Genomic DNA, 5,338 nt, shown 5'->3' with positions numbered 1-5,338 from the left:
ACCCCCGCCTTGTAAGGGCGGTGCTCTCCCAACTGAGCTAATCGCCCATCTTTAATATTAAAGGCATCGAGCGAGCTCGAAGCAAAACGGCACTAACCGCTATCTTTAAATTTTACAAGCAACACGAATCAACCGCGTCGTTTGTGGGGCGTATTATAGGGACAGCCCTTTTTCAGTCAAGACTTTTTATAATAAAAATCGTGTTTTATGGTCAACAGCTCAAAGGGTAAACAATGTTCGCTAATTTCTTCATCAATTTTGAATTATTTCACTAGTTGTTAACGATAAAAATAAAATAGTTAATGTAATTACAATGGTATTCGTTAAAATACGCGCATTATTTCCGTTCCTATATATGAAGGATATTTATTGATGACAGTTAAAACGCGTTTTGCCCCAAGTCCTACTGGTTATTTACACGTTGGTGGCGCTCGTACTGCGCTTTATTCTTGGTTACATGCTAAAAGCCAAGGTGGTGAGTTTGTTTTACGTATTGAAGATACGGATCTTGAACGTTCAACTCAAGAAGCAGTTGATGCAATCTTGGAAGGCATGACGTGGATGGGCTTGACTTGGGATGAAGGTCCTTATTACCAGACAAAACGTTTTGATCGTTATAGTGAGATAATCACAAAGATGCTTGCTGATGGTACAGCATACAAATGTTACTGTTCAAAAGAACGTGTTAATGAACTTCGTGAAGCACAAGAAAAAGCTGGTGAAGCTGCACGTTATGATGGTAAGTGTCGTGATTTAGCACCTATTGAAACTGATGCGCCTTTTGTTGTGCGTTTTAAAAACCCTAAAGAAGGCTCAGTTAAGTTTGATGATCACGTGCGTGACCATATCGAATTTTCTAACTCTGAACTGGATGATTTAATTATTCAGCGTACCGACGGCACACCTACATATAACTTCTGTGTGGTTGTTGATGACTGGGATATGGGGATTACCCACGTTGTTCGTGGTGAAGATCATATCAATAACACTCCGCGTCAGATCAATATTCTTAAAGCATTAGACGCACCTTTACCTGAATATGCACACGTTGCAATGATTTTAGGTGATGACGGAGCTAAACTGTCAAAACGCCATGGCGCAGTATCAGTAATGCAGTACCGTGATGAAGGTTACCTGCCGGAAGCACTTAAAAACTATCTGGTACGTTTAGGCTGGTCAAACGGTGATCAGGAGATCTTCTCTGAGCAGGAGATGATTGAGCTGTTCTCATTAGATGCAATCAATAAAGCCCCTTCTGCATTTAATACTGATAAATTACTTTGGTTAAACCAACACTATATTAAAACACTTGATCCAGCTTACGTTGCCGAGCACCTTGCATGGCACATGGCTAATCAAAAAATCGATACCACTAATGGCCCTGCTCTGTCTGAAATTGTTACTGCACTTTCAGAGCGTGCTAAAACATTAGTTGATTTAGCAGCCTCTAGCCGTTACTTCTTTGAAGAATATGAAGAGTTTGATGCAACTGCCGCTAAAAAACATCTTCGCCCAGTGGCTAAAGATGCACTTGCTTTAGTTCAACAAAAACTGCAGGCAACCGACGATTGGACAGATGCAACGCTTCAGCAAGTAATCCATGATACGGCTGAAGAGTTAGAAGTGGGTATGGGTAAAGTAGGTATGCCGCTACGTGTTGCTATCACAGGCGCGGGTCAATCTCCTTCTTTAGAAGTTACTCTGCGCCTCATTGGTAAAGAGCGTAGTATTGCACGTATCAGTCGCGCACTTGAATTTATTGCGGCACGTGAAGCCGCTCAATAATTTAAAATAGCAGTTATTTTTTAACATATTGAATTGACAAACAAAAACAGGGCGCATATTATGCGCCCTGTTCATTTCTATAATGACATAGCAACTTAAAGTGGGGCTATAGCTCAGCTGGGAGAGCGCGACGCTGGCAGCGTTGAGGTCTGCGGTTCGATCCCGCATAGCTCCACCACTTTTACTATTCTAAGGTTAAGTGAATAGCTATGGCTAAATAGATATTCAATAATTCATTTCCCATAGCAAACAGCCCCTTTTAGTCAAACTTTATAGTAACTCGCATTTTTATTGTTGGTTTATCTTCTCGGTTTTACATCCGCTAAGTTGCCATAAAAATATCAATTGGGGTTTAAATATACTCAGTCTATCAATGGCAAACTCAAATCTGAACTATTAGAAGACAAAAAAGCTCGGGCAGGAAACTGACACGGGCTTTTTTGTTAAACGCATGATTATACCCAAGCTACTTCAAGATGCAGATTCAGAGCTTCGCCCGGATGCTAGAACAAGGCGCAACATGATGAGAATGGTAATTCCCTTTTCAAGTGTTGCAACGCAGTGCTAGCTTTCGGGCGAAACTCCCGAAGGGCAAGGCGATAAACGATGATCTTCGTTGTTAGAAGGCTTTGATTTAGAATAACTAGATCATCAACCTTCTGCCTAGAATCTCATCATTTATCGTCTTGCTGATTCCTGCATCTTGAGGTGGCTTGGGTATATAGATCTCAGATTTAGTTTATTTGATTTTCTACTTACAATTTTTTTTGATCCGCTTTGCTTTTTGCTGTAAATTCGTCCTGCGTCCTATTTTGCTGGGTGATTTGCTAGTAGGCTTAATGACCTTAGCATCTATTTTTACCATTTATTCTGAGTAACAAACACGTGCTTTTCCAAAACAGTCAACAAACAAAATCAGCTAAAAACGCCCTTTTCCTCAGTGCTATTTTTATTTCAAGCGCTGCAATGGCTGATAATGATATAAACGCGACACAATCCAGCCAAACAGTTGACCAAGCTTATCAAATTAAAGCGACGAACTCTTTCTGGGAAGAAAAAGAGATTGATTCAAGCTTCTATGATTCCCCTTATCAGATATCCCTGTTTAGTCCCGAAAATGGAGAAGACTCGGATCGATTATTATCACAAACCTATACAGTTTTCGGTTTAGGTGTCGGTGTGGTTGCCGTATTAGGAGCAATGCCGAGTACAATAACCAATTGGGAAGAAGATAATGATCATGACCTTTCTAGTAAATGGGTGGATAATGTCACTGCCGGCCCAGTATGGGATCGTGATGATTGGTACTTAAATTACCTGGCGCATCCTTATTTTGGCGGGGTATTTTACCAATCGGCTCGTAAGTCGGGCTATCGTCAATGGGATGCATTTGTATACTCATTTATGATGTCAACTTTTTACTGGGAATACGGTCTTGAAGCCTTTGCGGAAATACCATCCATTCAAGATTTAGTTGTAACACCTGTTTTAGGTTGGGTTTATGGAGAATGGGCTTTTAATACAGAGCGTGATATTTGGCTTAATGGCGGTACAGTTCTAGGCTCAGAAATCCTCGGCAATACCTCTCTGTTTTTACTTGATCCCGTTGATTCTATTGGTCGAAATATTAACTACTTGTTTGGCGACGATATCATCAAAGCTGGTACAGGTTATTTTACTTTCCAGCAGGCTGCATTGCCTTATGGAGGGGAAACAGAAAACCAAGTAGGACTTAAAGTCAGCTATATGTTCGGTGCAGATGATAGCGAAGCACTGCCTGGCATTAGCGGTAAAAAAGCCAAATATGCACCTTATAGAAGTGATAGCATTGATCCTGTTGATACTGGAATTGTTGGCATTTCTGCAGGCGGGATATGGCTGAATTTAGATAACGAATGGGGTATGAGTAATGCCTATGGGAAACAGCTTTCTGTCGGTTTATATTTTACACGCAGCTTTTCAAGCCGTCTAAACTACAGTAGAGCTGAAGTAAAAGATAAGCAAAGCAACAACAGTATCATTTATGAAAATTACGGCCTGGATATGCAGTATTATCTAAACACGCAATCAGACTGGCGCCCATTTATCACCACAGGTGTAGGTGAAATGATGCGCGATCAAGATCGAAATAAAAAACGTTTCCAAATCAATGGCGGACTAGGTATACATTATAAAATTAATGATAATTGGGCACTGCAAGGTGATTGGCGCCATTATTACAGCACCCGAACACATACCAATGAAAACCAGTTGGGTAGTGCAATTATTTACCGCTTTGGTAAGGGAGAATGGTCTTTATAAAGAGTTGCAATAATGGCTGGAATATCCACCATTATTGCCGTTAGATCACAAAAAATTACTGTTGTACATTCCACTTAGCGTGCGATTCAACACTTAATATTTTAATATCTTTATAATCGGATAAATTGATAATTTTGCGTGGCACATAACAGCGCTTTTTAGTGTTAAGAAATACCTCAACTTCAGGTTTAAGCATATTATCATTAAAATCTACTACCGTTGCTAAATATTGATTACTTAATAAAACCAAACTTCCAGCTGGATAAATACCAACAGATTGAATAAATTTCTTTACCAACTCAGGATTAAAATGGGTACCACTCCATTTGAGTAATAATTTTAAGACCTCTGAAGGTTCCTTTCCCTTGTGATAACAACGATCAGCCGTTAGCGCATCATAAACATCAACTATTGCAGACATCTGCCCATAAAGACTGATCACATCACCTTTTAACCCTAAAGGGTAACCACTGCCATCGTACCTTTCATGATGTTGTGCGGCCACATCCAGTGCTATTTGTGATAGCCCGGCAGTTTTTTGCAAAATATTACGACTATCTACAACGTGATTTTTCATAATCACAAATTCTTGTGGCGTTAATTTCCCTGGTTTATTTAGAATTTCACTTGGCGTAAGTGTTTTTCCTATATCATGTAATAACCCGCCAATTCCCACATCATTAATTGTTCTTATCGATAACCCCATACTTTTAGCAAATGACATCATTAAAACAGAGATGCTAACAGAATGCTCAAAGGTATATTTATCCATTACGCGAATGCGCGAAAGCCCCAATAAAGCATTTTGATTACGTAAAATGGAGGCGCTCATTTTATTGATCACAGGGTTAACTTGCTCTAACTCTACATGCTGGCCCATTTTTACATTTGCCATCATCTCGGTAATAAATTCACCCGCTTCTGCAAATGCGATTTTGGCTTGACCTAACTCTTGTACCGCAGTCACTTTCTTAACTGAATCTTCACTATCTTTGTTTATATCCTTAGCAATAGTCGCCTTTTCTATTTTTCTTTCTTCAACAAAAATATCCAGCCCTTTTGATGTATCTATTTCGATCTCTTTTACGCCCGCGGCAATGATTTTGCGAATATCGGTTTCATTTTCTAATTTAAAACGATTAAGCGTAAATGGATGATCAAACCAACCACAGTTCAGATTATTGATGTACATGCCTTTACGCAATTGCGTTACTTTAATCTTTTTTAACATAATTCCATCATAGTTAAATCT

The 5,338-nt window shown here is 39.5% G+C and carries 3 protein-coding genes and 1 tRNA gene; 3 read left to right on the top strand and 1 reads right to left on the bottom strand.

Features of this window, described 5'->3' with window-relative positions:
* Positions 1–372 precede the first annotated feature (372 nt).
* From gltX to AC4GME_RS00180, 3 genes are all read left to right on the top strand, one after another.
* Positions 373–1,785, top strand: coding sequence for a glutamate--tRNA ligase (gltX, locus tag AC4GME_RS00190; RefSeq protein ID WP_490378869.1), 1,413 nt, complete (start codon positions 373–375; stop codon positions 1,783–1,785).
* A gap of 102 nt (positions 1,786–1,887) precedes the next feature.
* A tRNA-Ala gene (locus AC4GME_RS00185) sits at positions 1,888–1,963 on the top strand.
* A gap of 788 nt (positions 1,964–2,751) precedes the next feature.
* Entirely contained in the window at positions 2,752–4,086 is a 1,335-nt protein-coding gene (locus AC4GME_RS00180; protein WP_490377847.1) for a DUF3943 domain-containing protein, read from the top strand.
* Between the two features lie 55 nt (positions 4,087–4,141).
* Here the strand turns inward: AC4GME_RS00180 and AC4GME_RS00175 are convergent.
* The coding region (locus AC4GME_RS00175) for an HD-GYP domain-containing protein (protein WP_490378868.1) at positions 4,142–5,338 on the bottom strand (1,197 nt) is incomplete at its 5' end.

Source organism: Psychromonas sp. (assembly GCF_983033635.1).
This window is presented reverse-complemented; position numbering and strand designations above follow the sequence as displayed.

Bases quoted from the DNA above. Each gene is read 5' to 3' on its own strand.
- gltX (WP_490378869.1), top strand. From the start codon at position 373: ATGACAGTTAAAACGCGTTTTGCCCCAAGTCCTACTGGTTATTTACAC.
- AC4GME_RS00180 (WP_490377847.1), top strand. From the start codon at position 2,752: ATGGCTGATAATGATATAAACGCGACACAATCCAGCCAAACAGTTGAC.